Genomic DNA, 25,341 nt, shown 5'->3' with positions numbered 1-25,341 from the left:
CAAATCAAATCCTAAAATATGCAAAGCAAATCCTAAGTCTTTCTTAATGGATTACAGGAAAGAATAACCGACGGATAGGGTAACTACACTGTTCTTTCCGTTTTTAGTACCATCTGTATTGATAATGTCGGTTAATCCGAAATTATACCGCCCATCGACTCGAATACCAAAGGGAAATTCAAAACCGGCACCTACTACGCCTGTGAGGTCAAAAGATTCGGATTCTGCTATGTTATTAAATACTTCTGTAACATTATCGTCCACCACAAAACCAAACTGAGGACCAGCGTGAATTTGTAAACTCTCGGTAACGTAGTATTTTAAAACTACAGGAACGTTTACATAATTCAAATCAATTTCTCCGCCATCAAATTCTGCACCTTGTTGCGAATAAAGTAAATCTGCTTGAAGACCAATTTTGTCCCCAAATTTAGCTCCCGCAAATGCACCAACCACAAATCCTGTTTTATTTTTAAGACCCGAAGCATCCGTTATGTTTGAAAAATTGGCTCCTGCCTTTATACCAAGGTCAAGTCCCTGAGCATGCACAGTAGTTCCAAATAGAGCGATAACGGCTAATACAATCAATTTTTTCATATTCATAATTTTAAATTAGTTTATTCAAATTTACTGTAAAACGTTTAATTGCTTTCAATTATTTTAAAAAGTACTTTTACATCACAGGTATAAAAAAGAACCATCTCATGAAATGGAAACAGGCGCGGAGCGATTACGGTCATTATTTGAAGATTGAGCGCGGTCTTTCCCAAAACTCTATAGACAATTACTCGCTGGACATCCTTAAATTAGAGAAATGGCTTGATTCTAATAATATTCTTGTTTCCCCAACTGTAATTTCTGAGGAGACGGTGCAAGAGTTCATTTACCATATTGCAAAGAAAGTAAATCCCAGAACACAAAGTAGGATCATTTCCGGATTACGGGGTTTTTTCAACTATTTGATCTTTGAAGAATACCGTTCCACCAATCCGTTAGAGCTTATCGAAAGTCCTAAAATTGGCCGTAAACTTCCCGACACGCTATCTATAAACGAGGTTGACATGCTTATAGCCGCGATTGACCTTAGTAGCCCGCAAGGAGAACGAAATCGTGCGATCTTAGAGACCTTATACGGGTGTGGGCTGCGGGTATCGGAATTGATAGGGCTGAAACTCTCCGATCTATTCTACGACGAAGGTTTTATAAAAGTGACCGGTAAAGGCGACAAACAACGTTTTGTTCCTATTGCCGCCACCACGATCAAATATATAGAGATCTATCGCAAGGACATACGCAGGCATCAACCTGTGGATGTACTGGCACAGGATACCTTGTTCCTCAACCGACGCGGGAAACCTCTAACCCGAGCTATGATCTTTACCATAGTAAAGCAACTGGCAGAAGTTGCAGGGATACGTAAAACCGTGAGTCCGCATACGTTTCGCCATTCTTTTGCGACCCATTTACTGGAAAATGGCGCCGATCTAAGAGCGATCCAGCAAATGCTCGGACATGAGAGCATTACCACTACCGAGGTTTATACCCATATTGACACCACGCACCTTCGTACTGTGATCGATACGTATCACCCCAGGAAAGATAAAATATAGTTGCGTTAAATAAACGCTAAAGTGTCTGCTTCGTTTTTGAAAAGCAATGTGCTTTCGTATTTTAATAAAAAAGAAGCAACTATGAAAACACTACAATTTAAAAATGGCGATACCATGCATTCCTTGGGCCTTGGAACATGGAAATCGAAAGGAAATGATGTAAAAAATGCCGTAAAAGAGGCGCTCTATGCCGGATATAGGCATATTGATACGGCGGCTGCGTATGACAATGAAGAATTTATTGGCGAGGCTTTAGCTGAAGTATTTGCCGAAGGTAGGATCTTTCGTGAGGATGTATTCATCACTTCTAAATTGTGGAACGATTCCCACGGGGAAGGACAAGTAATACCGGCACTTCAAACCTCGCTTAAAAAGCTGCAATTGGATTACCTCGATCTCTATCTTATGCATTGGCCCATCGCCTTTAAGTTGGGCGTTAGCTTTCCCTCCTCCCCTTCAGATTATGTCTCCCTTGAAGAAGAACCGCTATCTATGACGTGGAAACAACTGGAACAGGCCAAAGATGCCGGGTATGCCAAGCATATTGGCGTTTCCAATTTCAGTAAGAAAAAATTACAAGCACTTATTAAAGACGCTTCGATCATTCCCGAAATGAATCAAGTAGAGCTTCACCCTCTGTTACAACAAAAGGACTTGTTGGATTTCTGTTCTTCGGAAGACATACTCATGACAGCCTACTCTCCGCTTGGATCCGGAGACCGTTCCGAAGGAATGAAAGGAGACGATGAGCCAAATCTGTTGGAAATCGAAACACTTCAGAAAATCGCCCGAAAACGAGACGCCACCGTAGCACAGGTATTAATTAGTTGGCACATGCATCGTGGGACGGCGGTTATACCCAAATCTACAACCAAAGAACACATTGTCGCTAATTTTAGAGCAGCCGATGTGAAACTGGATAAAGAGGATATGGACAGCATCGCCGAACTCGACAAACACTATAGATTTATCACGGGAAAATTCTTTGATGCGCCCGAGAAAGGTTATACCAATGTATACGATGAATAAAAAAAAGCCTCCTTTCGGAGGCTTTTTTTTATTTGGCAATATTTACCGCCCGGGTCTCACGGATTACCGTGATCTTTACTTGTCCCGGATAGGTCATATCGGTTTGTATCTTTTGTGAGATCTCGAACGACAGCTGCGCCGCTTTCTCATCACTTACTTTTTCACTTTCCACCATCACACGTAGTTCTCTCCCCGCCTGAATGGCATAAGCCTTGTTCACGCCATTAAAACCAAAGGCAATATCTTCCAGGTCCTTTAATCGCTGGATGTAGGAGTCCAGCACCTGCCGTCTGGCACCAGGACGCGCACCACTAATGGCATCACACACTTGAACAATTGGTGACAACAAATTCGTCATTTCTATTTCATCATGGTGTGCCCCTATGGCATTGCATACTTCTGGTTTTTCACCATATTTCTCAGCCCATTGCATCCCTAGGATAGCATGGGGAACTTCCGTTTCGGTTTCCGGTACTTTACCAATATCGTGCAAGAGACCTGCACGCTTCGCTAGTTTTGCATTCAAACCTAGTTCACTGGCCATGACACCACAAAGTTTTGCTACTTCACGTGAATGTTGCAGCAGATTTTGACCGTAAGAAGAACGATACTTCATGCGACCCACTGCTTTTATAAGTTCCGGTTGTAAACCATGGATACCCAGATCGATCACGGTGCGTTTTCCCACCTCAATGATCTCTTCCTCTATTTGTTTGGTTGTTTTCTTAACGATCTCTTCGATACGTGCGGGATGAATTCTTCCGTCGGTAACAAGTTTGTGTAAAGAAAGGCGTGCTACTTCACGACGCACAGAATCGAAACAAGAAAGAATGATCGCTTCCGGCGTATCGTCTACGATGATCTCAACACCTGTCGCTGCTTCAATGGCACGAATATTTCGGCCTTCACGACCAATAATACGTCCTTTCACATCGTCACTCTCTAAGTTGAAAACCGAGACACAATTCTCAACGGCTTCTTCGGTCCCGATACGTTGAATGGTGTTGATCACGATCTTTTTAGCTTCTTGCTGAGCGGTCATTTTCGCCTCTTCAATAGAAGATTGTATGTATGCCATGGCGTCGGTCTTTGCTTCTTCCCGAAGATTCTCTATAAGTTGCGCTTTGGCATCTTCGGCAGAAAGACTTGAGATCACCTCTAGCTGCTCGATCTGTCCACGGTGGAGTTTATCTACTTCAGATTGCTTTTTCTCTAAATAAGCAAGTTTCTCGTCGTAGTCCTTTTGCTTTGCCTCCATGTCGGCATTAAGTTTTTTGGCCTTTGAGAGTTCGTTGGAAACTTGAGATTCTTTATCGCGAATGCGCTTTTCAACGTCAGAGATCTTCTTATCCCTGCTTAGGATCACTTTTTCGTGTTCCGATTTCAATTCGATAAATTTTTCCTTGGCCTGAAGGATTTTATCCTTCTTTATAGACTCTGCCTCCGTTTTTGCTTCTTTCAGGATCGTAGCGGCATTCTTCTTTGCCGACTTCACAAGTTGTGAGGCATTATTGCGCTCCAACAACTTTGCAATAAGGAAACCAATGGCTATCCCTACGATCGCTACTATAATTATGGTAATAATATTATCCATTTTCCGATCTGTTTTTGGTGTAAAAAAAAAGCCTACATTAATAGATGCATTTTGAATAAACTCCTTAAAAACAAGTTTAGGGCTAACAAGCTGATCAAGTATCCGCTCAAAGACGGCTCGCTTTTACAACTTTAACTCACCCTTTTTAAAGAATTCGTGTTGAGTTTACCAAAAAATAATATTAATGTAGGCAGTAACCTTTGTATTTAAAAGAACTTAGTATTATGTTAAATGCTCCTGCAACAATTGATTTAAAGCTTCCAGCTTGTCCTCAATGTGTCGTTCATCAGTATTCTTATCAATTCCTTTTTGCTCCACCTGAGCGGCAAATTGCAAGGCGCACATGGCCAATACATCCTGCTTGTCCCTTACGGCATAGCTTTTTTCGAACTTTTTTATCATTTCTTCGATCTTCTTGGCGGCTTTTCTAAGGCCTTCTTCCTGCGCAGGGTTTATAGTTAACGGGTAGACCCTATCTGCAATCGAAATCTTGATTTTTAATTGGTTCGACATGATTTCAGTTTACTCGGAAAGTTGTGCGATACAAAGATCGATCTCCCGAACTAAAGCATTTATTTTGAGTTTTGTTTCTCGTTTATGTTGGTCGCTGCCAAGTATTGAGTTTGCTAATTTTAATGAGGTGCATTTTTCCTGCCATTGCTGAATCTCATTTTCGTATTCGTCATGGCGTGACTTTAAAAGTTGCAGTTCTTCAGTCAATGCTACATTAGATTGCTTCAGGATTTCATGTCGGTGAAGCAGTTTGCTAATCCTATTTTCCAAAGAATCAACAATTTCTGAAAGATCACTCATTAATTGTTTATTTCAATACTATACAGACAAAGTTAACACACATCCCCTAATAAGACAACTCTTTTCTATAATTTTTTGTAATATTGAATTACGATCACAATAAAACCTCCAACTCCCCATTAATCTATATTGAATTATGCATTTTATGAAGAATACACTTTTGTTATGCCTGCTTATTATTGGAGGTCTTGGCTTGCAAGCACAACAGTCGGTTCCAACAGATTATTTCTCGAATCCACTGGACATTCCCCTTATTCTTTCAGGCAGTTTTGGGGAATTGCGCAGCAATCATTTTCACAGCGGATTGGATATAAAGACCCAACAAAAAGAAGGGCTTCCCATCTACGCTCCTGCCGATGGCTATGTAAGCAGGATCAAGGTGGCTCACTATGGTTACGGAAAAGCGCTGTATATTCAACATCCTAATGGGTACAGCACTGTATATGCGCATCTTCAGAAGTATGCAGGAGCTATCGAACAATACGTGAAGGAAAATCAGTATAACAAAGAATCCTTCGAAGTAGAATTATTCCCTGATGCTTCCAGGCTCACAGTGAACAAAGGAGATATTATTGGTTATACGGGTAACAGCGGAAGCAGTGGCGGGCCCCACCTGCATTTCGAGATAAGGGACGGGGCTTCTCGTCCTATGAATCCCATGTTATTTGGCATTGACATCCCCGATTCTAAAAAGCCGCTTATTAACAGTGTCATGGCCTATCCCATCTCTGAAGAAGCCCATATCAACCGTTCACAAAATCCTGTAAAACTGCGATTAATGCTCCAAAAGGATGGGTCGTACAAGGCAGAGAAGATCACGGCGCACGGAAAAATTGGTTTTGGGGTCTCGGCCTACGATCAGCAGGATGGTGCGTCGAATAAAAATGGTGTATACAAGATAACGACGCACTATAATGGAACCGAAAGTTTCAAGGTGTTGTTTGAAAAATTTTCTTTTGATGAAACACGGTATCTTAATCGTTTTATTGATTATTACTACTGGATGAACAATAAGAGCAGGGTCCAAAAATTGTTTCGGGAGGCCAACAACCCCTTAAGTGTGATCACCAATGAAAACGAGAATGGTTTTATTACTGTCGAAGATGGTTTCAGCTCTAATTATACCATCGAAGTAACCGATTTTAAAGGAAACGTAATCAATATCACAGTTCCAATAGAAGGTTCCAACAGCGAAATTCTGGAACCAAAAACAGTCGCTAAGACCGATGATTTTATTTACGCCAACCAGGCCACTTCAATATCTAAGGGTAAATTTAGCGTCTATATCCCTGCCAACAGCTTATATGAAGATACTTATTTGGACATACAGGCACAGGGCGATACACTTCTATTACATGAGGATGTGATTCCTATTCACAAAAACATTACCATCACCGTAGATGCATCCAACTACGACCCCAAGGATCTCGATCGCTTATATGTTGGCCGTCTCAACTACCGCGGCGACCCCTACTATAATACCACCACAAGAAAGGGAGATAAGCTCTCGGCATATACTCGTACCTTCGGTTCTTATGTTCTTGTGGCAGATACCACAGCTCCTTCGGTAAAAGCATTGAACTTTGACGACGGAAAGTGGATTAGCAAGAACGAAACCCTTCGGTTTAAGATTACAGATGACCTAAGTGGTATTAGCAGTTACCGCGCTACGGTGAATGGAAAATTCATCTTATTAGAATATGATTACAAAAAAGACGTTCTAACCTATGATTTTGATGATGGTGTGATTACCGATTCTGAAAATAATTTGAAACTGATTGTTATCGATAATGTGGGAAATAGTACTACATTTGAAGCAACCTTTTTCAGAAAATAATTCAAAAAATTGCTTTTGAAAACAAAAACCTTACCGCTACTTCTCCTGTTATTCTTTACAATTGCAAACGCACTCTCGCAAAATGCGACCATAAAAGGGATTGTTCTTGATGATACCAATACACCCCTTCCGGGAGTGAATATTAGTTACCGAGCAAACGCCGGGACACAAACCGACATCAACGGTTATTATTTGCTCGAGATCCCGTCTAATGAAAGAGTAACACTTACCTTTTCATATATCGGGTTCAAGGAAATAGAACTGTCCGTCACACTGGAGCCCAACGCCGATTATGAGTTCAATCCGGTCATGAAAACGGATATTGCTCAGATCGGGGAAGTTGTTATTTCCCGAAAAAAACAAAAACAGGTTGAAGGAATTACCACCATAGCACCGGAAGTAATTCGTAAGATTCCGGGGGCCAATGCGGGTGTAGAGAACCTTTTAAAGTCCCTTCCAGGGGTAAGCGGCAACAATGAGCTTAGTACGCAGTACAATGTTCGTGGTGGTAATTACGATGAGAATTTGGTCTACGTGAATGAAATCGAGGTATACCGCCCATTTTTAATACGCAGTGGACAACAGGAAGGCCTTAGTTTTGTGAATAGTGACCTCACGCGCTCGGTAGATTTTTCGGCCGGAGGATTTCAGGCGAAATATGGAGATAAGCTATCTTCGGTGTTGGATATAGAATACCGCCAACCGGTGGATTTTGGCGCCACAGCAGATCTTAGCCTTTTGGGAGCGAGTGTTTCGGTGGAAGGAATTTCAAAAAGTGAACGATTACGTGGTATCGTAGGACTTCGTTACAGAGACAACAGCTTGTTCGTTGAGGCCAAGCAAACCGAGACCAATTTTAAACCTAAGTTCGCCGATGCGCAGACCTATCTTTCATATAAATTCACAAACAAGTTCGAATTAGGGTTTTTAGGGAATGTATCAATCAACGATTACAGTTATCAGCCGCTTACACGGCAAACAAATTTCGGGACACTAACCGACCCCATTGCGTTGTTGGTGTTTTATGAGGGTCAGGAAGAAGATCGCTACAATACCTATTTTGGGGCGTTAAAAGGGACCTATGTGGTTTCTGAAAACTATACTGCCAAGTTCATCCTTTCGGGGTATCAGACCACCGAGCAGGAATATTTCGACATCCTTGCGCAATATCGATTGGGACAAGTAAATACCAATATAGGCGACGAGAATTTGGGAGAAGTAGAGTTTACCGAAGGAATTGGCGGTCAACTCACTCACGCTCGTAACGATCTGGATGCTTTGATCATCAACGCAGAGCACAAAGGGAACCTTTCCCTTAGCGAGAACAAAATAGAATACGGAATAAAATACACCCGCGAAGATATAAGAGACCGTGTGCAGGAATATGAGATCATCGACTCTGCAGGGTTTTCTATACGTCCGCCGATAAGTGATTTTGCAAACGATCAACCCTATACACCTTTCGATACACCCATTGTACCCTTTACCGAGATACGCGCACGAAACGATGTTCAGATCGACCGGATTTCAGGATATGCCCAATGGAGTCGGCGAACTGAATGGGGAACTAACAAAGTTTGGCTCAATGCAGGAGTACGGGCGCATAACTGGACCGTAAATGGAAAGGATATTACAAGTACCACGCAAACAGTTTTTAGTCCCAGAGCTCAAATTTCCCTTAAACCGGAATGGGAGATGGATATGTTATTTCGCCTTTCGGGCGGATTTTATCATCAGCCACCGTTTTACAGAGAGTTGCGTGATTCTACGGGAACCGTTCGGCCCGGGGTTAAAGCACAGCAATCGATACACATAGTATTTGGGAATGATTACAGTTTTGATCTTTGGGGAAGACCATTCACGCTTAATTCGGAAGTGTATTACAAAGATCTTACCGATGTCAACCCCTATACCCTGGAAAATGTGCGCATTCGGTATAGAGCCCGAAACAATGCCGTAGCCTATGCCTATGGCCTGGACATGCGGCTCTCCGGCGAGTTCGTTCCGGGGACCGAGAGCTGGATAAGCTTCGGATATCTAAAGACCGAAGAGAATATCGACGATCGGGGTTATATTTTTCGACCCACCGATCAACGGTTAAAATTTGCGATGCTCTTTCAGGATTATGTGAAAGTGATCCCGGACCTCAAGATGTATTTGAATTTAGTGTATAACACAGGACTCCCGGGAGGATCTCCAAGCTATGCAGATCCCTATACGTTTCAGCGTCGATTGCGAGATTACAAACGGGCCGATGTAGGTGTTTCCTATGTTATTGTCGATCAAAAGAAATTGCGGGATAGCGGCTGGCTGAAGCCTTTCGAGGAATTGACGGTGGGTGCAGAGATCTTTAATATTTTCGATGTACGGAATTCAATTACCAATACGTTTGTACGCGATGTTTACACCAAAACACAGTATTCTATACCTAATTTCTTGACCCCTCGTGTATTCAACGTTAGGGTGACCATGAAATTCTAGCGTTGTTATTCTGAAATAAACGACTGAAGTACTTCAACTACATAGTCTATTTCTTCTTTGGTATTGAAGCTACTAAAAGAGAATCGGATACTTGGTTTTTTAAGGTCTTCTTCGGAAAGGATTTCAGACAAAACGTGCGAACCTTTTTCACTACCGCTTTGGCATGCACTTCCTTTTGAGCAGGCAATTCCTTTAAGGTCCAACTGAAACAGAAGCAACATGGCCTTTTCCTGCGAAATCGGCAAACATACGTTAAGTAATGTATAGGTGCTTCTCTCATTATCTTCGCAGGCTCCGTTGAACTTCACGCCTTGGATTTTTGCAGCAAGTTCCTGTTTGAAATAATCTTTCAGTTCCAAGATATAGGTACGCTCCTTTTTCAAGTTTTGATAGGACAGTTTAAGTGCTTCGGCCATTCCGGCTATTGCATAGACAGCTTCGGTTCCTGCACGCAAGCCCCGCTCCTGTTCTCCTCCGTGAATAATAGACTTAAGATTGCTGTTCTTTCTAACAAACAAGAAGCCGGCACCCTTGGGACCGTGGAACTTATGAGCTGCTGCTGCTGCGAAATCGATAGGTATTTCAGAAAAATCCAATTCGTAATGTCCCACAGATTGGACCGTATCACTATGGAACAATGCATTATGCGCCTTGGTGAGGGTTGCAGCGCGTTTAAGATCGAGCAAAGTACCCACCTCATTATTAACGTGCATTAAGGAAACAAGCGTTTTTTGATTAGATTCTTTAAGCAAAGATTCCAGATGATCGAAGTCCACCACACCACATTCGTCTAATTTCACATAAGCCACCGAAATATCATATTGCTGTTGAAGTTCTTGGACTGTGTGAAGGACAGCGTGATGTTCGATTTTACTTGTAATGATGCGTTTAACCCCCAGGTCTCGCACACAACTTTGAAGCACCAGATTATCTGCTTCAGTGCCGCCGGAAGTGAAAATGATCTCACTGGCGGCGACTTTTAAATGTCCTGCAATTTCTTTACGAGCATTTTCAAGTAATGATTTAGATGATCTACCGTATGAGTGTGTAGATGAAGGATTTCCGTATTCTGTTTTAAGTACTTCAGAAATACATCGTATGACCTCACTTCGAAGTTGTGTGGTCGCAGCGCTATCAAAATAAACTTTCTTCATAGGCGGCAAAAATACATATTATAATAGACTAAAATACCACAGTTCTAAAGAAATCCGTTTCTTTGTAACAGTTGCAAATATATTATAAACTATGAACAAAATAGTAGCTCTCGGACTTCTTATGGTTACCTGCTTGACGTCCTGTGATGATGGTGATGTGATCGTTACCACCTTTAATTTTGAGGATGCCAACCTTCAGCTGTGTGGTGAGCCGGGGTCGTATGTCTTTTTTAAGATCAATTCCTCCACAGCCGAAAGCCTTTCATTACAACTAAGCACTACCGAAACCCTCTTCTTAGAGAGCGAAACTATAGATTTCAATCTGGATGCTTCAAACGTTGTTAACTATCGAACCTATTCAGAAGCGATAACAAACAGCTATTTTTGCAGCAATTTTCCGCCAACCAGTCCTACGGTCACTATCGAGTATTTGGCAACATCGGGCGTCGCTACCCTTATCACTACGACCCTACTTAATGACAATGATTCGGTTGAAGAAGATCCGGAGAGTACGCTGGATACCGATAACGATGGTCTTTTGAACTATTATGATTTTGACGATGATGGGGATAATGTTCCTACTGCAGTAGAAATTGGTCCCGACCCGGACAATCCCCAAAACACCGATGGAGATGCTCTGCCTGATTATCTGGATACCGATGATGACAACGATGGAATCTTAACTCGTAACGAAGCCGGTGGCGGTCTGGATCCAACACAAATGATCACAGATCCAACCGTTGGTCCCGATTATTTGAATCCGGCCGTAGCGGTTCCCGTTACGGTTGAGATGTACCGCGAACACAATTACAGTCTAAAAAGCAGCATCAGCTTGTTCTTGTCCAATGTGGTGCTAATTAATGGCGAGGAACAGATCATTCAGGAGTCCTTGGACATGGGCAGTATACAGGATATAGTAGATACTACTATAACGATCACGCCCGAATTCGTCAATTAAGACGTTTTATTCTGAAAGATATACACCTCAGTGGCACCGCGACCAAATTTTTGATAATCGGCGTCATAAAACTCGATATTCTCATACCGTTTAAAAAGATACTCCAGTTCTGCCCGCAGGACGCCGTCCCCCACTCCATGAATAAATACGATACGTTGAATGCGTTTCGAAATAGCAAAATCCAGTTGCCGTTTTGCGGTGTCTGTCTGTATGGTTAACATATCGTAATTGCTAAGTCCTTTTTGACTTTTGACCAATTGATGTATATGAAGGTCTACCACCATAGGAGGGGCCGACCGTTCCCTTGGTTTAACGCGCGGGGCATTTTTTCTTTTTTTTGTTTCTTTTTCTGAAATAATTCCTGATATATTATCAGGTATCAATTCTCGAGCAGCAAAGGCTGATTTCTCCACAACCAGTTCATTCTTATGGAATTGCATTTCAAATCCATCGTCTGTGACAATAGTGATGTCGTCACCTGAAATTGCAGTGATCGTTCCGGAAATTATATCATCTAACACTGAAACTTTTGTGCCTTTTTTCATCGGTTATTTATTCATAAAGAAGGAAAATACATCAATTTTTTTAATATCATGTAAGAATTTTACAACTCCCTGAGTATTAAATTTCTGCGATTTTTCACTTAAATTGTTCGTAAATACAAAAATATTTTTAAATTTACCACGGAAATAGTGGAATTTTCCCCCCAGAAAACCCACGTTAAACCAGTGAAATATGAAAAACCTACTACCCCTCGCAACGATGTTGCTCTTCTCTGCTGTGTCCATTGCTCAGCTTTTTGTTAAACCCAATGGAGCCACTGATTCCTATGTATATGTAAATGACCAAGTACTTTACGTGGATGGTTATGTCAATTTACAGGAAAATAATCCTGGCACAACGAGAGCAAGTATCTATTTAAGAAATGAATCACAATTAGTACAAGGAGGAACTGTTTCCTCTAACACCGGAAATGGTTATATCTCTGTATTCCAAAACGTACCGGATGATGACGCATGGGATTATACCTTTTGGGGTTCTCCTGTGGGAATCACCTCCGGAAGTGGAAATCAAAATTTTGGTGTTGGCAGAGTGAATGATTCACTAAGCTTGACCAATTCGGTCGTAGCACTAACGACACCAGGTCACAATGGGGGAATCAATCCTCTCACAATTTCAAGACGTTGGTTGTACAGACGCCCTGCCGGTGTTAATAACTATGCAGCGATCAACACATCAAATGTTGTACCTCCGGGATATGGTTTTACAATGAAAGGTGTTGGTACCGTCAATCACAATCAAATTTATGATTTTAGAGGTCGGGCGAACAGCGGAAATATTAGTGTTGCTGTAATACCGGGCACTTCGGTTCTGGCAGGAAATCCTTATCCTTCTGCATTGGACCTTAACCGTGTGTTCTACGATGCCGATAATACCGAAATCAGTGAATTTTGGTATTGGGATGAAGACAGAACTGTTGATTCCCACTTGTTTACACAAAACAAAGGTGGTTTTGGAATATACGTTCCAGGTCCTAACGATCCCAATGGAACCACAGATAACGGCTTCTATACCCCGGCACCCTTCCTTAATTATGATGCCGGTGGAAATCCAAGTGGAGGACAAACAGGTGCAGGAGCGGTGTATGCTCGACGTTTTGCTCCTATTGGACAAGGTTTTGACATAACTACTCCTAATGCGGGAGGTGATGGTGTAATAATATTTAAGAACAGTCACAGACGATATATTAAAGAAGGCGCTGCCAATGGGTCTCAGTTTAGAACTCCTGTTACCGGTTCTTCAACCGGAGCTGATCCGGGAGGAACAGTTACAGAACCTGATGACCGATTACCGCATTTGCGCATTAATGTTAAAATGAATAATTCGCATATTCGTCAGTTGGTATTAGCATTTTTTGATGAGGCTACAGAGAAGTTTGACAGAGGGTTGGACGGAAGAAGCCCGATGGATGCAACATCTGAAGCTTACTTTCCTATTGGAGACGGAAACGAGATGGAAGAATATGTTATTCAAACGCTTCCTTTTGAAAACGGAACGGTTCGCGTACCTCTAAATTTGAAACTTAATGGACAAACCACCGTTAAATTCACAACGGTAGAGCAGGTGAATATGGATCGCGAGGCTTATTTGTACGATAATGTTACCAATACATATCACAATTTTACGCAAGATTCAGGTGCCGAAAAACTTTTGCCGGCTGGACACTATCAAAATCGTTTCTTTATAGTATTTAGAAACAACGGAAGTACGTCTGATCCTAACTCTGAACTTTCTTTGGCTGCTGAGCAACGAAATATTGTTATAGAAAGTGTTGAGTTCTTTCAAAACAATCCGGTTTCTCAATTAGAAGTTACAAATCCTGAAGGGTACACTATAAAATCCGCTCATATCTATGACATGTCCGGAAAACTTGTGGTAAGCAGAAATGATATTGGTGATGCTACAAATTTCACCTTTTCTACCGCTACCTTAAGTGATGGTGTTTATTTAGTGAAACTTACAACGGATGATGACATAGCGATTGATTATAAGATCACTATCCGTAATTAAATATATCCTTTATGAACTTAGAGGGCCTGGAAGACTATATGTTGGAATGTACCAATAAGAGTCTCTTCGGGGTAGAATGTTTAGGCTGTGGCATCCAACGTGCCACAGCCTTACTTTTTAGAGGCGAATTCATAGCAGCATTTAAAATGTATCCTGCCATCTATACCCTACTTATTTTAGCATTGGTAGTTATTTTAAATCTTTTTATAAAGTTTCGATTTGCCTTTCAGATAAAGGTCGGGCTATTACTTCTCAATGTGATCATCATAATAATAAGTTATGTTATAAAGATGAATGCGGTTCTCTAATTCGCTAAAATTTGTACGAATACAAGTTCGGTTTAATTTATTTCGTTTAAATTTATAGAGTTAATCAACTAAATCCACTTTCAATTATGGAAAAACAAAAATTACCTAACGCTACCCTTATTCTGGTTTTTGGTATTGTCTCTATCGTAACATGTTGTTGTTATGGTGTTCTTGGACTTATCTTTGGAATTATTGCTATTGTCATGGCTAAAAAAGCCACTGCAGTCTATATGGCCAATCCCGAGCAATACACAGGCTACCAAAATGTAAAAACAGGAAAAATCCTAGCCATTATTGGTATCGTACTAAATGCGATTTATCTTGGATATGTAATATTCTTATTCGCAACACTGGGAATGGACGGCATAATGAATATGAATCAGGAAATTATGGAGCAATACGGAATGTAATACCTCTATAAAAGAATTTAAAAAAGCGGCAATTTGCCGCTTTTTTTATTGTTTATATTCTACACTATTATTTTTCGAACGTCTTTAGGGTATTGATAATGATCTCAATACATTCTCGTAATTGCGATTCGTTCATAACCAACGGAGGTGCAAATCGAATAATATTACCATGAGTAGGTTTTGCTAATAATCCATTATCACGCAGTTTCAGGCAAATATTCCAAGCGGTATCGCTCTCTTCGGTATCATTGATAACAATTGCATTCAATAAGCCTTTTCCTCGCACTAATGTAGCGATGTTGCTGGTATCAATATATGCTTGTAATTCACTGCGGAAAAGCGCACCGAGTGTATCTGCATTTTCTGCCAGAGCTTCTTCTCTAACCACTTCCAAAGCAGCCATAGCCACTGCCGCTGCTACCGGATTACCTCCAAAGGTGGATCCATGTGTCCCGGGTTTTATCACATTCATAATAGCATCATTTGCCAAGACAGCCGATACGGGATATGCGCCGCCACTAAGGGCTTTCCCAAGGATCAGGATATCAGGTTTTACATCGGGGGTGCCACTGCAATCCTTTTTGGGACAATCGCAGTTTCCACAAGTAGCTAACAAACGACCCGTACGAGCAATTCCCGTTTGAACTTCGTCGGCTATGAACAGCACGTCATATTTCTCACAAAGTGCTTTGGCTTTTATCAAGTAATCTTCGGAAGGAACATATACCCCTGCCTCTCCCTGAATAGGCTCTACTAAGAATCCGGCAATATTCGGACTACTAGCCATTGCCTGTTCAAGTTCAGCCAGATTATCGTAAGATACCTTAATGAATCCATTTGTGTAAGGTCCAAAATTCTTTCTGGCAATAGGATCGTTGGAAAAAGAAATAATAGTCGTCGTCCTTCCGTGGAAATTATTTTCACAGACAATGATCTCTGCTTCATTTTCTTCAATTCCCTTTTTCTCGTAAGCCCACTTTCTGCATATCTTGATAGCCGTTTCTACCGCTTCTGCTCCCGTATTCATAGGTAAGAGCTTGTCGAAATTAAAATATTCGCTTGCGTATTTTTCGTACACACCCAACATATCATTGTGAAAGGCTCTGGAAGTAAGTGTAAGGCGTTGTGCTTGATCATTCATAGCATCAACAATTTTTGGATGGCAATGCCCTTGATTCACCGCACTATACGCCGAAAGGAAATCGTAGTACTTTTTGCCGTCCACATCCCAGACATAGACTCCTTCACCCCGAGTCAATACCACCGGTAGTGGATGGTAATTATGTGCTCCGTATTTATTTTCTAGATCGATCGCTTTCTGGGAAGCTGTTTTCTCTAACACTGCCATTTTTTTCTGAAATTATTGGTAGAACAAAGTTAATTCCTGCTTTCCGGAGAGAAATCATCCGTAGGCCCGCAAATTACTAAAATATTCCCACATTTTTTGACCATCTCCACCATTTTAAACGTTCTAATTATGCTATTTTTGCACGATGTCCAGAAGAAAGAACAACCGAAAGATTTTTGAAGACGTAGCTGTCATCGATGCAGGAGCTAAAGGAAAGGCGATCGCTAAAGCGCCTGACGGCCGGGTGATTTTCATCGATAATGCTGTGCCCGGTGATGTTGCTACCATACAAACCACTAAACAACGAAAGGCCTACTACGAAGGTTCGGCTGTTTCAATTTCCAAATTTTCTGAAAGAAGGGTCGAACCTGTCTGTGAACATTTTGGCGTGTGCGGCGGCTGTAAGTGGCAAAACATGAGCTATAAAGATCAGTTGTATTTCAAACAGAAAGAAGTAGAGAACAATCTAATTAGGCTTGGAAAGATAGAGCTTCCCGAGGTGCAACCTATTCTTGGATCCGAACGCACTTATTTTTACCGAAATAAGATGGAATTCTCTTTTAGTGATAACAAGTGGTTGACCCTGGATCAAATTAAAAGTGACGAAGTGATCACCAATCGCAATGCTCTTGGATTTCACATTCCGGGAATGTGGGATAAGATACTGGATTTGAATAAGTGCTATCTTCAGCAAGACCCCAGCAATGCCATTCGGGATTTTGTCAAGGAAAAAGCCGAAACGCTCGATTTAAAGTTTTTCAACACGCGGAAACAAGAGGGATTCTTAAGGACTTTGATGCTGCGTACTTCTTCTACAGGGGAAGTAATGGTGCTGATCCAATTCTTCCAAGAAGATGCTCCAAAGCGCATGGCTCTATTAGATGCCATAGCGGCCCAATTTCCTGAAATAACCTCCCTCCTGTATGTTATCAACAACAAAGGAAATGATACGATTTACGATCAAGAAGTTATTTGTCATGCCGGTCGCGATCATATCTTTGAGGAAATGGAAGGGCTTACTTTTAAGATCAACGCTAAATCATTTTATCAAACCAACAGTGAGCAAGCGTATGAACTTTATAAAGTTACAAGAGATTTTGCGGGTCTTAGCGGCTCGGAAATTGTTTTCGATCTATATACAGGAACAGGTACCATTGCACAGTTCGTAGCAAAGAATGCTAAGAAAGTAATTGGTGTAGAGGCTGTTCCCGAAGCTATTGAGGCGGCCAAAGAGAATGCTCAACGCAACTCCATAGACAATGTCTCTTTTTTTGTAGGTGACATGAAAAAGGTTTTCAATGACGGTTTTTTGCGGGAACACGGTCAACCCGACCTTATCATCACCGATCCGCCAAGGGACGGGATGCACGCGGATGTGGTACAGCAATTGTTGCAAATTAAAGCTCCCAAGATCGTCTATGTAAGCTGCAACAGCGCAACACAGGCACGAGACCTTGCTATGTTGGATGTGCAGTACAAAGTAACCAAAGTACAACCGGTAGATATGTTCCCACAGACCCACCACGTAGAAAATGTTGTACTTTTGGAAAAACGTTGATGTATGCTGAAAATGACCCGGAAAATTCTATGACAAAATATGTTCTTTTAATCCTAACTGTTTTATGTGTCTTTACCGGATGCACTCGTGATGATATCTGTGCTGAAGGTACCGCCACTACTCCAATGCTAATAATCACGTTTAAGGATAGTGCCAATCCCGCAGATGCAAAAGAGGTTCCGAATCTCACAGTAAAAACTTCCGGATTGAACGGTGTAGCAATACTAAGCCGAACTACAACAGATTCAATAGCCATCCCCTTAAATACCAATTTAGACATGGCGTCTTTTATTTTTAAAAAAGATGACGGAGGCAGTACTCCAAATGATGCTATGGTAGCTTTTACATATCAACGTGAGGATCTTTATGTAAATAGAGCCTGTGGTTTTAAAACCATATTTACCAATCTTACCACGCAAGAAGAGGATCCAAATACAGGAAATTGGATTGCAAGTATAGAAACCCTTAATCCCACCGTAGCGAATGAGACGTCTGCGCATCTTACTATCTTTCATTAGTATTTGTTTGCTAACGAGCCTGTCAGGTTCGGCACAGCAGGCAGAAACCGCTCAGGACACACTCAAGATGCCTTCGGAAGCGTACGGCATACGTTTAGGTGCCGACCTTTCCAAACCGTTGCGTACACTGTTAGAAGATGGTTATTCCGGATTCGAGGTTGTTGGAGATTTTAGGATCTCACAAAAATTCTATATCGCCGCAGAAATTGGAAACGAAAAGAAAGATCTTTTTGAAGCCTATTTGAACTCCACGACATCGGGAAGCTATGCCAAAGTTGGCGTTGATTATAACGCTTACACCAATTGGCTAGGCATGGACAATGCAATTATAGGCGGGCTTCGGTACGGTTTCTCCAGTTTTTCTCATGAGCTTCTGGCCTATGGTGTCTATACGACTAACCAGACCTTTCCGCAGACATTTAAGGTAGATCCACAAGAATTCAACGGGCTAACGGCGCATTGGGCAGAATTGATCGTGGGTGTTAAAACCGAAGTACTCAACAATCTTTATCTTACCCTTCAGGTGCAGCTAAAACGTAAACTAAGTGAAGATGAGCCTGAAAATTTTGACAACCTTTATATCCCGGGATTCAATCGAACTTACGATTTTAGCGAATTCGGCGTAGGTTACGGATATTCACTTTCCTACCTTATCCCGATTTTTAAAAAGTAACTACTGTTTCTTTTCCTTTTTACTGCCTTCGTACATTTCGTAACGAACAAATTTACTTTCCAGTTTCCCGTTATATAGCTTAATTCTAGTTGAAGGTCGTAAACCAACATGTTTTAAGGCCTCCATGTTGGAAGTGATCATCCATGCCTGTGTCCCGGCATATCCGTGTTTCAAGGTGGAACCTATGTCGGCATAGAATTTAGAAATGTCTGCAACCGAAATCCTCTCATCATAAGGCGGATTAAAGATCATGTATAATTGTCTTCCCGTCTCCTTTTCACTTTCGAAAAAATCCTTCACTTCAAAATCTATAAAATCCTGAAGATTGGCGTTTTTAGCATTTTCCTTTGCTTTTTTAACAGCAACCGGATCTTTATCGAATCCGTATATCTTAAAGTGAAAATCGCGCACTTTATTAAGTGCTGCATCTTCAATTCGCTCATATAGATCCACATCAAAATCGGGCCAGGTTTCAAATCCAAATTCGTCCCTATTTAAATTTGGGGGGATATTACAGGCTATCATTGCAGCTTCGGTAACAATCGTTCCACTCCCACACATCGGATCCATTAGGTCACATTGTCCGGACCAACCTGAAAGCATGATCATTCCTGCTGCCAGAACCTCATTGATGGGTGCAAGGGTACTTTCGGTCTTATACCCTCGTTTGTGCAGGGAATGTCCCGAACTATCGAGAGAGACTGTACAAATGTTCCGGTCAATATGGATATTGATACGTAAGGTGGGGTGGTCCAGGTCTACATTGGGACGTTCTCCTTCCCTATCTCGAAAGCGATCTACAATGGCATCCTTTGTTTTAAACGCTACATATTGAGAATGGGTAAATTGTTCGGAATATACGGTGGCATCTATTGCCAAACTGCCATTGGCACTCATGTAGTTCTCCCATGGCATATCGTAGACTCGTTTATAGAGATCTTCTTCAGAAAACACATTGAAGGCTGTAATAGGTTTTAAGATCTTAATGGCAGTGCGACAACAAAGATTTGCTTTGTACATAAATCCGGTATCCCCTTCAAAAGAAACATTTCTAGTTCCTGTCTCAATGGCGCTGGCACCCAACTGTCTCAATTCCTGTGCTAACAATTCTTCCAGTCCATAGAGGGTTTTGGCAACCATTTTAAAATTTTTTCCCATAGTGTCATTCATAAAGTCCTACAAAAATACAGTATTTTAGCAGCGGAAAAATTGATTCATGCAAAAAGAGACTGATAATTGGTATACTTCCTGGTTTGACACTCCGTACTACCATATTTTATATAAGGATAGGGATTACGATGAAGCGGGGTTTTTCATGAAGCGCATTACTTCTTTCTTGGGATTATCCAAAGATGCCGAAATTCTTGATCTTGCTTGCGGAAAAGGGCGTCATTCAAAGTACTTGAATACCCTGGGTTATAAGGTAATTGGTGCCGACCTCTCGCCCCGAAGTATAGCGTATGCTAAACAATTTGAGAATGAACGTCTTCAATTTGTAGTGCACGATATGTGTCAGCCTTTTTCTTCCAAATTTGATGCGATCTTCAATCTATTTACCAGTTTTGGCTATTTTGAGTCTGAAGAGGATAATGTAAAAACCATTAAAGCGATCAAGAATGGCTTGAAAACGAACGGTTATGGGGTGATCGACTTTTTGAATGTTCATTATGTAGCAAAACATTTAATCCCTTCTGAAACTAAAACTGTGGAGGATATCGATTTTCATATTGAGCGCCATATAACGGATGGATACATCTACAAGGATATTCGTTTTCAGGACAATGGGCAACAATATTCCTTTACAGAACGAGTAAAGGCACTTACGTTAACCGATTTTTTGGTTTATTTTGAAGAGGCTGGCGTATCACTTCGGCATTGCTTTGGTGATTACCACCTGCAGGAATTCGATCAAGATACCTCCGAACGCCTTATCTTAATATTTAATTGATGGTCTATATCGTACTCTTTTTAGCTGTTGCCGTAGGCTATTTGATCGCAGAAGGACTCAAAGCCCGTGAGATGAAACAGCTTACCATCTATTTGGCTTTTAGTGGCGCTTTCCTCCTATCCATGACCATTTTGGAGTTACTTCCTGAAGTGTTTGAAATGCCAACAGAGCGAATAGGAATTTTCATTATGGGTGGGATCTTGCTTCAAATTTGTCTGGAATTCTTTTCAAAAGGAGCTGAACACGGTCATATTCATTTACACTCAGATAAACGCAACTTCCCGTGGTTACTATTTATTAGTCTTGCGATCCATGCACTGTTGGAAGGATTTCCTATTTCCGAAGAGAATAATATCCTTATAGGAATCTTGGTGCATAAGATCCCCGTGGCCATCATACTATCGTTCTTTTTTATTAAAGCGAATTACAGTAGAACCGTTACGATACTCTTTATGACCTTATTTGCGCTTATGACGCCGCTGGGGAGCTGGTTTTCAACTTTTGAAACACTCCAAATGTATCATACCGAAATTACCGCGGTGGTGATAGGTATCTTCTTGCACGTTTCTACCACCATCCTATACGAAAGCAGTAAAGACCATAAGTTCAATTTGGCCAAGCTTATTACAATTGTTTTAGGGATCGTGATTGCCTATATCATCTAGAGAGTTGTAACCTAGGACCTAGATCACATCCAAAAAGATAAAGAAGAAGTGGGCGATGCTGCCGCCGAGAACAAAAAAGTGCCAGATCACATGGTTGAAAGGAATTTTCCGAATCGCATAAAAGAGAATTCCAATAGTATAAAAAGCCCCTCCTAGCATGAGAAGTGCTATCCCCAGGGTGGATTGTTGCTCCAACAGATTTTCAAGATCGACCACAATTAGCCAGCCCATGATTAGGTAGAGAAGTAGTGAAAGGATTTCATACCTGCCTGTAAAGAATATCTTTAATACAGTACCGAAAGCTGCAATGCCCCAGACGGTCCAAAAAAGGTACCAACCGGAGCTCGTTTCCAAAGATATCAATGCCACCGGTGTATACGTACCGGCAATGAGGAAGTAAATACTGATATGATCAATTTTTCGGCAAGTTTCCTTCCAGGATTCATGGGTCACAGCATGATAAATGGTGGAGGCTGAGAACAACAGAATAATAGAAAAAGAATAAATAATAATACTGAAGGTGCTGTATGCGGTTTTTTCTGAATCGAAAATTAACAAGAGTACCAATCCCACGACTCCGAGTATAATTCCCAGTGCGTGTGAAGTCGCATTCCACAATTCTTCTTTTTTAGTTTGTTCCACCCGATCTGATATTAAGGTATAACTTTTTTTCTGAAAATCTATTGTATAAAAAAATCCCTCATCGTTTAGATGAGGGATTTTAAAGAAGGCGGCGACCTACTCTTCCACAATGTAGTACCATCGGCGCAAACGGGCTTAACTTCTCTGTTCGGAAAGGTAAGAGGTGAGCCCCGTCGCTATAACCACCTTAATTTTAAGTGCGTTGTGAGTAGTGATCGAGTCCTCGATTCACCTTTCACTTTTCACTGTCACGCTTTAGCGTAACAAATATCTTAACATATTGAAATAAGAATAGGAAAACAGCCTTATAAAGCATTGAACAAGCCCATGTAAAAGAGTTAGCTCCCTCCCCGAAGGGAGGGAACGACGTACATAAGCATATGGGTTATTAGTATCACTCGGCTACGTACGTTACCGCACTTACACCTGTGACCTATCAACGTGGTAGTCTCCCACGACCCTTTAAAGAAATCTCATCTTGTGGTGGGTTTCGCGCTTATATGCTTTCAGCGCTTATCCCTTCCGAACGTAGCTACCCAGCAGTGCCCTTGGCAGGACAACTGGTACACCAGAGGTTCGTCCAACTCGGTCCTCTCGTACTAGAGTCAGATCCACTCAAATTTCTTGCGCCCACTGTAGATAGAGACCGAACTGTCTCACGACGTTCTGAACCCAGCTCGCGTGCCACTTTAATGGGCGAACAGCCCAACCCTTGGGACCTTCTCCAGCCCCAGGATGTGACGAGCCGACATCGAGGTGCCAAACCCCCCCGTCGATGTGAGCTCTTGGGGGAGATCAGCCTGTTATCCCCGGAGTACCTTTTATCCTTTGAGCGATGGCCCTTCCATGCGGAACCACCGGATCACTATGCTCTACTTTCGTACCTGATCGACTTGTAGGTCTCTCAGTCAAGCTCCCTTATGCCATTGCACTCTACACACGATTGCCAACCGTATTGAGGGAACCTTTAGAAGCCTCCGTTACTCTTTTGGAGGCGACCACCCCAGTCAAACTACCCACCAAGCACTGTCCCCATATACATGGGTTAGGCTTCAAATAAGTAAAGGGTGGTATTTCAACAGTGACTCCACGACACCTGGCGATGCCGCTTCGAAGTCTCCCACCTATCCTACACATTACTTATCCAAAGTCAATACTAAGCTATAGTAAAGGTTCACGGGGTCTTTTCGTCCCACAGCGGGTAAACGGCATCTTCACCGTTACTACAATTTCACCGAGCTCATGGCTGAGACAGTGTCCAGATCGTTACACCATTCGTGCAGGTCGGAACTTACCCGACAAGGAATTTCGCTACCTTAGGACCGTTATAGTTACGGCCGCCGTTTACTGGGGCTTCAATTCAATGCGTCGCCGAAGCTAACATCTCCTCTTAACCTTCCAGCACCGGGCAGGTGTCAGGCCCTATACTTCATCTTTCGATTTTGCAGAGCCCTGTGTTTTTGATAAACAGTCGCCTGGACCTCTTCACTGCGGCCCCGCCAATGGCGGGGCGACCCTTCTCCCGAAGTTACGGGTCGATTTTGCCTAGTTCCTTAGCCATGAATCTCTCGAGCACCTTAGAATTCTCATCCCAACTACCTGTGTCGGTTTAGGGTACGGGCTGCTTCACTCGCTTTTCTTGGAAGTCGATACAATGGATTATCACCGCAGCCGTAGCCTTAGTGTACTATCGCCGTGTTACCACTGGCTTCAACGTGCTATTCCGTCAGCACGCACCATCTTCTCGCCTCCGTCACTTTTAACGTGAGCAGGTACAGGAATATTAACCTGTTGGCCATCCACTACCCCTTTCGGGTTCGCGTTAGGTCCCGACTAACCCTCAGCTGATTAGCATAGCTGAGGAAACCTTAGTCTTTCGGTGTGCGGGTTTCTCGCCCGCATTATCGTTACTTATGCCTACATTTTCTTTTCTATCCGCTCCAGCATACCTCGCAGTACACCTTCAGCGCAAATAGAATGCTCCCCTACCACTTATATAAATATAAGTCCATAGCTTCGGTAGTATGTTTATGCCCGATTATTATCCATGCCGGATCGCTCGACTAGTGAGCTGTTACGCACTCTTTAAATGAATGGCTGCTTCCAAGCCAACATCCTAGCTGTCTGTGCAATCCAACCTCGTTATTTCAACTTAACATACATTTGGGGACCTTAGCTGATGGTCTGGGTTCTTTCCCTCTCGGACATGGACCTTAGCACCCATGCCCTCACTGCTGATCAACATTTTATAGCATTCGGAGTTTGTCAGGAATTGGTAGGCGGTGAAGCCCCCGCATCCAATCAGTAGCTCTACCTCTATAAAACTATAAATCAACGCTGCACCTAAATGCATTTCGGGGAGTACGAGCTATTTCCGAGTTTGATTGGCCTTTCACCCCTACCCACAGGTCATCCCAAGACTTTTCAACGTCAACGGGTTCGGGCCTCCACTATATGTTACTACAGCTTCACCCTGCCCATGGGTAGATCACACGGTTTCGCGTCTACTACTACTAACTATATCGCCCTATTCAGACTCGCTTTCGCTACGGCTCCACCTCTTAAAGGATTAACCTCGCTAGCAACAGTAACTCGTAGGCTCATTATGCAAAAGGCACGCCGTCACACATAAATGCGCTCCGACCGCTTGTAAGCGTATGGTTTCAGGTTCTATTTCACTCCCTTATTCAGGGTTCTTTTCACCTTTCCCTCACGGTACTGGTTCACTATCGGTCTCTCAGGAGTATTTAGCCTTACCGGATGGTCCCGGTGGATTCATACAGGGTTTCACGTGCCCCGCACTACTCAGGATACTACTATCAATAACGCTCTTTACCTATACCGGGCTATCACCGTCTATGGCCACGCTTTCCAACGTGTTCTAATTCATCGCGCATCAAATATCGTAGTCCTACAACCCCATTATTGCCGTAACAACAATGGTTTGGGCTAATCCGCGTTCGCTCGCCGCTACTAACGGAATCACTTTTGTTTTCTCTTCCTCCGGCTACTTAGATGTTTCAGTTCACCGGGTTCGCTCCTATAAATAGGTAATACATCTTCAATGTACTGGGTTGCCCCATTCGGAAATCTGCGGATCAAACGGTATGTGCCCGTCCCCGCAGCTTATCGCAGCTTATCACGTCCTTCATCGCCTCTGAGAGCCTAGGCATTCCCCATACGCCCTTACTTTGCTTATTGTACTTTTTTGCTCTTTAATGAGT

General features: G+C 42.2%; 22 protein-coding genes, 2 rRNA genes and 1 other RNA gene. 13 read left to right on the top strand and 12 right to left on the bottom strand.

What is annotated here, in order from left to right:
• Nucleotides 1-51: 51 nt before the first annotated feature.
• Nucleotides 52-597, bottom strand: a complete 546-nt coding sequence (locus JS40_RS02405) for a porin family protein (protein WP_034261961.1) — start codon at nucleotides 595-597, stop codon at nucleotides 52-54.
• Between the two features lie 107 nt (nucleotides 598-704).
• Here JS40_RS02405 and xerD point away from each other — a divergent pair, with 107 nt between their 5' ends.
• Together xerD and JS40_RS02395 are read left to right on the top strand one after the other, a co-directional pair.
• Nucleotides 705-1,610: a site-specific tyrosine recombinase XerD gene (xerD, locus tag JS40_RS02400; RefSeq protein ID WP_034258061.1), complete on the top strand. Its 906-nt coding sequence runs from the start codon at nucleotides 705-707 to the stop codon at nucleotides 1,608-1,610.
• An 81-nt stretch (nucleotides 1,611-1,691) separates the two neighbouring features.
• Complete coding sequence (locus JS40_RS02395) at nucleotides 1,692-2,639, top strand: aldo/keto reductase (protein ID WP_034261958.1); 948 nt, start codon at nucleotides 1,692-1,694, stop codon at nucleotides 2,637-2,639.
• 28 nt (nucleotides 2,640-2,667) lie between these two features.
• Here JS40_RS02395 and rny read toward each other — a convergent pair whose 3' ends face one another.
• The 4 genes from rny to JS40_RS02380 form a co-directional block, all read right to left on the bottom strand.
• Nucleotides 2,668-4,233 carry a ribonuclease Y gene (gene rny, locus JS40_RS02390; RefSeq protein WP_034258060.1) on the bottom strand — a complete coding sequence of 522 codons (1,566 nt, stop codon included), beginning with the start codon at nucleotides 4,231-4,233 and terminating at the stop codon, nucleotides 2,668-2,670.
• 57 nt (nucleotides 4,234-4,290) lie between these two features.
• A non-coding RNA gene (gene ssrS, locus JS40_RS15020) (6S RNA) lies at nucleotides 4,291-4,398 on the bottom strand.
• 57 nt (nucleotides 4,399-4,455) lie between these two features.
• Nucleotides 4,456-4,746, bottom strand: coding sequence for a cell division protein ZapA (locus JS40_RS02385; protein ID WP_034258058.1), 291 nt, complete (start codon nucleotides 4,744-4,746; stop codon nucleotides 4,456-4,458).
• Nucleotides 4,747-4,755: 9 nt separating this feature from the next.
• A complete protein-coding gene (locus JS40_RS02380) occupies nucleotides 4,756-5,046 on the bottom strand; it encodes a hypothetical protein (protein WP_034258056.1) in 291 nt (96 codons plus the stop codon).
• Between the two features lie 145 nt (nucleotides 5,047-5,191).
• Here JS40_RS02380 and JS40_RS02375 point away from each other — a divergent pair, with 145 nt between their 5' ends.
• Together JS40_RS02375 and JS40_RS02370 are read left to right on the top strand one after the other, a co-directional pair.
• Nucleotides 5,192-6,883, top strand: coding sequence for a M23 family metallopeptidase (locus JS40_RS02375; RefSeq protein ID WP_034258054.1), 1,692 nt, complete (start codon nucleotides 5,192-5,194; stop codon nucleotides 6,881-6,883).
• 15 nt (nucleotides 6,884-6,898) lie between these two features.
• A complete protein-coding gene (locus tag JS40_RS02370) occupies nucleotides 6,899-9,364 on the top strand; it encodes a TonB-dependent receptor (RefSeq protein ID WP_034261955.1) in 2,466 nt (821 codons plus the stop codon).
• 5 nt (nucleotides 9,365-9,369) lie between these two features.
• On the opposite strand, the gene JS40_RS02365 is transcribed toward JS40_RS02370, so the two are convergent.
• Nucleotides 9,370-10,518 carry a cysteine desulfurase family protein gene (locus JS40_RS02365; RefSeq protein ID WP_034258052.1) on the bottom strand — a complete coding sequence of 383 codons (1,149 nt, stop codon included), beginning with the start codon at nucleotides 10,516-10,518 and terminating at the stop codon, nucleotides 9,370-9,372.
• 91 nt (nucleotides 10,519-10,609) lie between these two features.
• On the opposite strand from JS40_RS02365, the gene JS40_RS02360 reads away from it, so the two are divergent.
• Nucleotides 10,610-11,476, top strand: a complete 867-nt coding sequence (locus tag JS40_RS02360; RefSeq protein ID WP_034258050.1) for a hypothetical protein — start codon at nucleotides 10,610-10,612, stop codon at nucleotides 11,474-11,476.
• Here the strand turns inward: JS40_RS02360 and JS40_RS02355 are convergent.
• Entirely contained in the window at nucleotides 11,473-12,021 is a 549-nt protein-coding gene (locus JS40_RS02355) for a Smr/MutS family protein (protein ID WP_034258048.1), read from the bottom strand. The two genes, JS40_RS02360 and JS40_RS02355, sit on opposite strands and share 4 nt — an antisense overlap.
• A 190-nt stretch (nucleotides 12,022-12,211) precedes the next feature.
• On the opposite strand from JS40_RS02355, the gene JS40_RS02350 reads away from it, so the two are divergent.
• The 3 genes from JS40_RS02350 (at nucleotide 12,212) to JS40_RS02340 (ending at nucleotide 14,765) form a co-directional block, all read left to right on the top strand.
• A complete protein-coding gene (locus JS40_RS02350) occupies nucleotides 12,212-14,047 on the top strand; it encodes a T9SS type A sorting domain-containing protein (RefSeq protein ID WP_034258046.1) in 1,836 nt (611 codons plus the stop codon).
• An 11-nt stretch (nucleotides 14,048-14,058) separates the two neighbouring features.
• The gene (locus JS40_RS02345) at nucleotides 14,059-14,355 is read left to right on the top strand and encodes a DUF2752 domain-containing protein (protein WP_034258044.1); all 297 of its coding nucleotides are present in this window, start codon (nucleotides 14,059-14,061) and stop codon (nucleotides 14,353-14,355) included.
• Nucleotides 14,356-14,441: 86 nt separating this feature from the next.
• Entirely contained in the window at nucleotides 14,442-14,765 is a 324-nt protein-coding gene (locus tag JS40_RS02340) for a CCC motif membrane protein (RefSeq protein WP_034258042.1), read from the top strand.
• Nucleotides 14,766-14,832: 67 nt separating this feature from the next.
• Here the strand turns inward: JS40_RS02340 and rocD are convergent, their stop codons facing one another.
• A complete protein-coding gene (rocD, locus tag JS40_RS02335) occupies nucleotides 14,833-16,113 on the bottom strand; it encodes an ornithine--oxo-acid transaminase (protein WP_034258040.1) in 1,281 nt (426 codons plus the stop codon).
• Between the two features lie 145 nt (nucleotides 16,114-16,258).
• Between rocD and rlmD the strand changes: the two genes are divergently transcribed.
• The 3 genes from rlmD to JS40_RS02320 are packed head-to-tail and all read left to right on the top strand — an operon-like array spanning nucleotide 16,259 to nucleotide 18,862.
• On the top strand, nucleotides 16,259-17,671 hold the full coding sequence (rlmD, locus tag JS40_RS02330) for a 23S rRNA (uracil(1939)-C(5))-methyltransferase RlmD (protein ID WP_034258039.1): 1,413 nt from the start codon (nucleotides 16,259-16,261) through the stop codon (nucleotides 17,669-17,671).
• Between the two features lie 29 nt (nucleotides 17,672-17,700).
• Nucleotides 17,701-18,189 carry a DUF6452 family protein gene (locus tag JS40_RS02325; protein ID WP_152558116.1) on the top strand — a complete coding sequence of 163 codons (489 nt, stop codon included), beginning with the start codon at nucleotides 17,701-17,703 and terminating at the stop codon, nucleotides 18,187-18,189.
• Nucleotides 18,155-18,862, top strand: coding sequence for a DUF6048 family protein (locus JS40_RS02320; protein WP_034258035.1), 708 nt, complete (start codon nucleotides 18,155-18,157; stop codon nucleotides 18,860-18,862). The genes JS40_RS02325 and JS40_RS02320 overlap by 35 nt, the downstream gene beginning before the upstream one ends.
• Here JS40_RS02320 and JS40_RS02315 read toward each other — a convergent pair whose 3' ends face one another.
• Nucleotides 18,863-20,020: a THUMP domain-containing class I SAM-dependent RNA methyltransferase gene (locus JS40_RS02315; RefSeq protein WP_034258034.1), complete on the bottom strand. Its 1,158-nt coding sequence runs from the start codon at nucleotides 20,018-20,020 to the stop codon at nucleotides 18,863-18,865. It lies immediately after the preceding gene.
• A 58-nt stretch (nucleotides 20,021-20,078) separates the two neighbouring features.
• On the opposite strand from JS40_RS02315, the gene JS40_RS02310 reads away from it, so the two are divergent.
• Complete coding sequence (locus JS40_RS02310) at nucleotides 20,079-20,810, top strand: class I SAM-dependent methyltransferase (protein WP_034258032.1); 732 nt, start codon at nucleotides 20,079-20,081, stop codon at nucleotides 20,808-20,810.
• Entirely contained in the window at nucleotides 20,810-21,475 is a 666-nt protein-coding gene (locus JS40_RS02305; RefSeq protein ID WP_034258031.1) for a ZIP family metal transporter, read from the top strand. Before JS40_RS02310 ends, JS40_RS02305 begins: the two co-directional genes overlap by 1 nt.
• 18 nt (nucleotides 21,476-21,493) lie before the next feature.
• Here JS40_RS02305 and trhA read toward each other — a convergent pair whose 3' ends face one another.
• The 3 genes from trhA to JS40_RS02290 all read right to left on the bottom strand — a co-directional run bounded on the left by trhA (nucleotide 21,494) and on the right by JS40_RS02290 (nucleotide 25,317).
• Entirely contained in the window at nucleotides 21,494-22,117 is a 624-nt protein-coding gene (gene trhA / locus JS40_RS02300) for a PAQR family membrane homeostasis protein TrhA (protein WP_034261952.1), read from the bottom strand.
• An 83-nt stretch (nucleotides 22,118-22,200) separates the two neighbouring features.
• A 5S ribosomal RNA gene (gene rrf / locus JS40_RS02295) occupies nucleotides 22,201-22,307 on the bottom strand.
• 179 nt (nucleotides 22,308-22,486) lie between these two features.
• Nucleotides 22,487-25,317: ribosomal RNA gene (locus tag JS40_RS02290) — 23S ribosomal RNA — on the bottom strand.
• Between the last annotated feature and the right edge of the window lie 24 nt (nucleotides 25,318-25,341).

Origin of the sequence: Altibacter lentus, from assembly GCF_000746845.1 — a bacterium.
GTDB lineage: Bacteria > Bacteroidota > Bacteroidia > Flavobacteriales > Flavobacteriaceae > Altibacter > Altibacter lentus.
This window is presented reverse-complemented; position numbering and strand designations above follow the sequence as displayed.

What these genes read in the sequence shown, in the direction of transcription:
- JS40_RS02405 (WP_034261961.1), bottom strand. Translation starts at nt 597, where the DNA reads ATGAAAAAATTGATTGTATTAGCCGTTATCGCTCTATTTGGAACTACT.
- xerD (WP_034258061.1), top strand. Translation starts at nt 705, where the DNA reads ATGAAATGGAAACAGGCGCGGAGCGATTACGGTCATTATTTGAAGATT.
- JS40_RS02395 (WP_034261958.1), top strand. Translation starts at nt 1,692, where the DNA reads ATGAAAACACTACAATTTAAAAATGGCGATACCATGCATTCCTTGGGC.
- rny (WP_034258060.1), bottom strand. Translation starts at nt 4,233, where the DNA reads ATGGATAATATTATTACCATAATTATAGTAGCGATCGTAGGGATAGCC.
- JS40_RS02385 (WP_034258058.1), bottom strand. Translation starts at nt 4,746, where the DNA reads ATGTCGAACCAATTAAAAATCAAGATTTCGATTGCAGATAGGGTCTAC.
- JS40_RS02380 (WP_034258056.1), bottom strand. Translation starts at nt 5,046, where the DNA reads ATGAGTGATCTTTCAGAAATTGTTGATTCTTTGGAAAATAGGATTAGC.
- JS40_RS02375 (WP_034258054.1), top strand. Translation starts at nt 5,192, where the DNA reads ATGAAGAATACACTTTTGTTATGCCTGCTTATTATTGGAGGTCTTGGC.
- JS40_RS02365 (WP_034258052.1), bottom strand. Translation starts at nt 10,518, where the DNA reads ATGAAGAAAGTTTATTTTGATAGCGCTGCGACCACACAACTTCGAAGT.
- JS40_RS02360 (WP_034258050.1), top strand. Translation starts at nt 10,610, where the DNA reads ATGAACAAAATAGTAGCTCTCGGACTTCTTATGGTTACCTGCTTGACG.
- JS40_RS02355 (WP_034258048.1), bottom strand. Translation starts at nt 12,021, where the DNA reads ATGAAAAAAGGCACAAAAGTTTCAGTGTTAGATGATATAATTTCCGGA.
- JS40_RS02350 (WP_034258046.1), top strand. Translation starts at nt 12,212, where the DNA reads ATGAAAAACCTACTACCCCTCGCAACGATGTTGCTCTTCTCTGCTGTG.
- JS40_RS02345 (WP_034258044.1), top strand. Translation starts at nt 14,059, where the DNA reads ATGAACTTAGAGGGCCTGGAAGACTATATGTTGGAATGTACCAATAAG.
- JS40_RS02340 (WP_034258042.1), top strand. Translation starts at nt 14,442, where the DNA reads ATGGAAAAACAAAAATTACCTAACGCTACCCTTATTCTGGTTTTTGGT.
- rocD (WP_034258040.1), bottom strand. Translation starts at nt 16,113, where the DNA reads ATGGCAGTGTTAGAGAAAACAGCTTCCCAGAAAGCGATCGATCTAGAA.
- rlmD (WP_034258039.1), top strand. Translation starts at nt 16,259, where the DNA reads ATGTCCAGAAGAAAGAACAACCGAAAGATTTTTGAAGACGTAGCTGTC.
- JS40_RS02325 (WP_152558116.1), top strand. Translation starts at nt 17,701, where the DNA reads ATGACAAAATATGTTCTTTTAATCCTAACTGTTTTATGTGTCTTTACC.
- JS40_RS02320 (WP_034258035.1), top strand. Translation starts at nt 18,155, where the DNA reads ATGAGACGTCTGCGCATCTTACTATCTTTCATTAGTATTTGTTTGCTA.
- JS40_RS02315 (WP_034258034.1), bottom strand. Translation starts at nt 20,020, where the DNA reads ATGGGAAAAAATTTTAAAATGGTTGCCAAAACCCTCTATGGACTGGAA.
- JS40_RS02310 (WP_034258032.1), top strand. Translation starts at nt 20,079, where the DNA reads ATGCAAAAAGAGACTGATAATTGGTATACTTCCTGGTTTGACACTCCG.
- JS40_RS02305 (WP_034258031.1), top strand. Translation starts at nt 20,810, where the DNA reads ATGGTCTATATCGTACTCTTTTTAGCTGTTGCCGTAGGCTATTTGATC.